This is a genomic window from Caballeronia terrestris, from assembly GCF_001544515.1.
Classification (GTDB): Bacteria; Pseudomonadota; Gammaproteobacteria; order Burkholderiales; family Burkholderiaceae; genus Caballeronia; species Caballeronia terrestris.
In genome coordinates, this window is sequence record NZ_FCOL02000227.1 from 1 (window position 1) to 3,165 (window position 3,165).

4 protein-coding genes and 1 pseudogene are annotated in these 3,165 nt (G+C 62.0%); 1 reads left to right on the top strand and 4 read right to left on the bottom strand.

Annotated features, from left to right (window positions below; genetic code table 11):
* The 4 genes and pseudogenes from AWB67_RS35660 to AWB67_RS35675 form a co-directional block, all read right to left on the bottom strand.
* Nucleotides 1-344 (bottom strand): annotated as a pseudogene (locus AWB67_RS35660) (hypothetical protein); the annotation flags it as partial.
* Nucleotides 345-381: 37 nt separating this feature from the next.
* Nucleotides 382-855: a hypothetical protein gene (locus AWB67_RS35665; RefSeq protein WP_087660591.1), complete on the bottom strand. Its 474-nt coding sequence runs from the start codon at nt 853-855 to the stop codon at nt 382-384.
* Between the two features lie 39 nt (nt 856-894).
* On the bottom strand, nt 895-1,728 hold the full coding sequence (locus AWB67_RS35670) for an anti-sigma factor family protein (RefSeq protein WP_087660592.1): 834 nt from the start codon (nt 1,726-1,728) through the stop codon (nt 895-897).
* On the bottom strand, nt 1,725-2,258 hold the full coding sequence (locus AWB67_RS35675; protein ID WP_087660593.1) for an RNA polymerase sigma factor: 534 nt from the start codon (nt 2,256-2,258) through the stop codon (nt 1,725-1,727). Before AWB67_RS35675 ends, AWB67_RS35670 begins: the two co-directional genes overlap by 4 nt.
* Nucleotides 2,259-2,825: 567 nt before the next feature.
* Here AWB67_RS35675 and AWB67_RS35680 point away from each other — a divergent pair.
* On the top strand, nt 2,826-3,165 hold a 340-nt coding region (locus AWB67_RS35680), incomplete at its 3' end, for an Hcp family type VI secretion system effector (protein WP_087660594.1).

Sequence of the window (3,165 nt, forward strand, 5' to 3'; positions counted from 1 at the left end):
TGCGTGAAGATTGGCGCGGCAACGACTATAAGTTCGGCGTTGATTGCGTCACCGTTTGCGGCGAATAGATCTCCATTAGGTCCGATGACCAGCCCTAGCGGGTCGTGCAGATGTCTGTTGTCCGCATAGACAAGGACGCCTTTGCCGCCGTCGTGATTGCTGTTTCGGGCGCCGGACACGGCGAAGATCGCGTTGTCGACGGAAGAGGCGACATAGAGCAAGTCGCGTTGCGGATCGTAAGCAAGTCCGGTCGGCCTGACGACAAGCGCTGCGGCGTCAACGCGGTGAAGGTATCCCGACGCGATCTGCGTTACTTTCATGATCTGGACGCCGTTGTCGCTCACTGCGACATCCAGTCGAACGACTGTCCCGTTGAGAACGTTAGAAACGAACACCTTGGCGACGCTCGATCGTACCTGTCTGGTTCAGGACCAGCAATGAGCCGGCCTTGATCGTGCCGAACGTGCCGTCGGTGGTGAGCACATTGCCGACCACGACGAAGCCACCCTTGAGGACGCCCAGGGCGGTGGTGAGGCCAAGACCGGTTCCCTGAAAGAAGACAACCGGATCTCCATTGGGGATCATCTTGACGATTGTCGTACCCGTACCTTGCAAATTGGCCTTGTTGAAATTAGCGACCAGCAGGTCGCGCGGGCCGATGGTCCCGTAGGCGGGAAAGCCTTCCGGAACAAACGCAACGCCATAGGGGTTGACGTCACCATTGGGCGGAACTGTCGATGACGTCACAGAGGCTGGCGGCAAGAGCGGCGTCATGTCGTCGCGGGCAAGGGCGGTGCTCACCTGAAGCAGGGTGAGTCCGAGGCAGAAAACTGCGGATAACGAGAATCGCTTCAACCGTTGCTTCGGCGACGGCGAGGGGCAAAGACCGTCCAGTCAGCTACTGCGCGAATCCTCCTCGGGCAGTCTGCCGTAGAGTTGCAAGGTCTTGCCGCTCGCAATGCCCTGCGCCATTTTCTGCAGATCGACCGACGTGTCCTTGGCCAGCAGCACGTATGCGAGCCGGTTCGCCCGCCACGTCACCGTCTTCATCTCGCCGACTTGCTGCGAACGCACGGGCGCATCGCCCTGGCCGTCCTCGATCACGCAGAGCGCAACGGGGTCGCCGCGATCGGGCAGATAAACCATCTGCACGAGCGGTCGGTCATGATAGTTCAGCCGCTGCACGCGCTTGAACTTCAGCCCCGCCTGGCGCAGATCCGGCACATTGACCGGCATGCCGTCGCGCTGACGAATATCCGCGAGGACCTGCTCCGTGCTGAGCTTGTCCTCCCTAATGTTCGCGACCGTGTCGCGACCGTACAGCACCTGATAATCCGCGACACTGCGCACCCACGGATCGACACCCGGCCTGAACGGATTCGCGCCACTGAGATACCCGGTCAGCACGCCGGAGCAGATCGCGCCCGCGACGAACGCGGCCGCGGCCCATTGCATCGGCCAGCGGCGAATGCCGCGCTCGCTGCCACGCTGATGCGGCGTCGTCACGCTGACGAGTTCCTCGATGCGGCGCGTAAGGCTTTCCGGCACCGGCGGAACCGCTTGCCGCTCGTAGGCAGCGCGATACGGCAGGCAGGACGCACGCAGCAGCGCCACCTTCGCGGACAGTTCGTCCGAGTGCGCGATCGCGGCTTCGACTTCCGTGCGCTGCTCCGGCGGAAGCTCGCCGTCGACGTACGACATCAGCAGCGCGTCATCGACATTGATCATATTGATTCTCCCTTGCGAGCCGCGGGTGAAGACTGCACGCTGAATTGCTGGCCGATCGTCAACCGCGCACGCGACAGCCGGCTCATGACGGTGCCGATGGGCACATCGAGCACGTCGGCGGCTTCCCGGTAGCTCAGCCCTTCGATTGCGACGAGCACCATCACGACGCGCTGCGCTTCCGGCAACGCCTCGACCGCGTCGATCACCTGGCGATGCAGCAAATCCAGCTCCGGATTGCGCGCGGAAGGATCGGCGAACGACTCGATTTCCTCGTCCTGCCAGTCCATGCTGCCGCGGTTTCGAATGGAGCGGGCGCGCAGTTCGTTCATCCACGTCGAATGCACGATCGAAAAAAGCCAGCTCAGTGTGGACGTGCCCGGTTGCAACTGCGCACGCCGCTCGAGCGCCCGCACACAGGCGCGCTGCACCAGATCCTCGGCGTCGTGCTGATTCTGCGTCAGGCGCAACGCGAAGCGCCAGAGCCGCGGCAACAACGTCGGCAGGACGGCAGGCAGGTCGTCGTCGTTCATCGGGGCAGCTCCTGAAATGGGCGCGCTCATAAAACATAACAGCCAGGTCGCGCCTTTATTCCAAAGTTTTTTAGAGTTTTTTTGCGGAATAAGCGGGCTCGCCCGGCTGTTTTCGAGTCACTGGATGCAAAACGAAGCCGACGCAAACGACCAAAAGGGAGACAGATCATGGAGACCATCCTCGGCAAAGCCCGGCAAGCGGGCACGGCGCTCAGGCGGATGCCGTGCAACGGACGCGAACCTCTTCAAAGCATAGACGGTCCGGACACAAGCCTCCAACGATCCATGCGGCTCCATGGAGCATCCCTTGCGGACTGTAAGACGCCCGTGCGCCGCACGGAGCGCAAGGAAAGGGGCCGGAGCACGATGCGCCTCATTCCTCGGCCCGGCGCTTGAATACCGCCTGAAGCAAGCCGCTTCCGCGCGGCCCGATTTCATCACCTGTCTGGAAATCCGACTTGATCGGAGGGCGTCCTGCGCTCCGAGCAAACGAGCAAACAAGCTTCGCGATCTGAATGGCGCGAATCAACTGTGCGTCGAGACGCACGCTTTTTAAGGGAGATTGACATGGCCGTAGATATGTTTCTCAAGCTGGGCGACATCAAGGGCGAATCACTGGCGTCAGGACACACGGAAGAGATCGAGGTCCTGAGCTGGTCGTGGGGTTGTTCGCAGACGGGCACGACGCACAGCGGCACGGGCGGCGGCACGGGCACCGCTTCGGTCCAGGATTTGACGATCAGCAAATTCGTCGACAAGAGCTCGCCCACCATCTTGCAGGCCTGCTGCCAGGGCACGCACATGGCGGACTCGGTGCTCACGCTGCGCAAGGCGGGCGGCAAGGACCCGGTCGAATACCTGAAGCTCACGCTCAAGGAAGTGCTCATCAGCAGCCATTCGGTGAGCT

What these genes read in the sequence shown, in the direction of transcription:
- AWB67_RS35670 (WP_087660592.1), bottom strand. Translation starts at nt 1,728, where the DNA reads ATGATCAATGTCGATGACGCGCTGCTGATGTCGTACGTCGACGGCGAG.
- AWB67_RS35675 (WP_087660593.1), bottom strand. Translation starts at nt 2,258, where the DNA reads ATGAACGACGACGACCTGCCTGCCGTCCTGCCGACGTTGTTGCCGCGG.